Source organism: Klebsiella sp. MS 92-3 (assembly GCF_000195655.1).
GTDB classification, from domain to species: Bacteria; Pseudomonadota; Gammaproteobacteria; order Enterobacterales; family Enterobacteriaceae; genus Klebsiella; species Klebsiella pneumoniae.
This window is the reverse complement of record NZ_GL882820.1, coordinates 1-737: the sequence shown is the minus strand read 5'-3', so window position 1 is coordinate 737 and position 737 is coordinate 1. Positions and strand designations below refer to the sequence as shown.

General features: G+C 64.5%; 1 pseudogene. It reads left to right on the top strand.

Annotation, left to right across the window (positions count from 1 at the left end):
* Positions 1–486: pseudogene (locus HMPREF9538_RS11050) on the top strand (aminotransferase class III-fold pyridoxal phosphate-dependent enzyme); the annotation flags it as partial.
* Between the last annotated feature and the right edge of the window lie 251 nt (positions 487–737).

The following is a 737-nucleotide window of genomic DNA, read 5'->3' as shown; positions in this document are numbered from 1 at the left end:
GGCGGGGGGGGGGGGGGGGGGGGCGGGGTGCTGATTAGCGAGCCGATTGCCCGCTACTTTGACGACCACTTCTTTGCCGGGGGGCTGACCTACTCCGGCCATCCGCTGGCGATGGCGGCGATTGTCGCCACCATCGACGCGATGAAAGAGGAGAAGGTGGTTGAGAACGCGGCCTCTATCGGCAACGAGGTGCTGCGCCCCGGTCTCGAGGCGCTGGCGGAGAAGCACGCCATTATCGGCGAGGTGCGCGGTCGCGGCCTGTTCCAGGCGCTGGAGCTGGTGAGCAGCCGTGAACAAAAAACGCCGCTGACCGCCGCCGACATGGCTGCGATCAAAGGGGCCCTGACCGAAGCTGGGCTGCTGGCCTTTGTGGTGGAGAACCGCATTCACGTGGTCCCGCCGTGCACCATTACTGCTGAGCAGGTGGCGCAGGGGCTGGCGATTTTTGATGCGGTCTTTGCTCGCTTTGCCAGCCTGGCGAAGTAGGGGAGGGGGCCGGATACTGTTGCCCGACGGCGCGCTTGCACGGGCCTACGGGGTGTGAGCCTGTGAGTGGATCCTGTAGGCCGGGGAAGGCGCAGCCGCCACCCGGCGAAATAACGTCACAACTGAATATTTCCCTGTTCGCGCTGCGTCTGGCAGGGCTACAGCTTCTGTGTTAATTCCGGGCAGCTTGCGCTCCCAATATTTCTTCTGCGTTATGTCATTCATGGCGCAGGGAGCGCACAGGGGGCGGC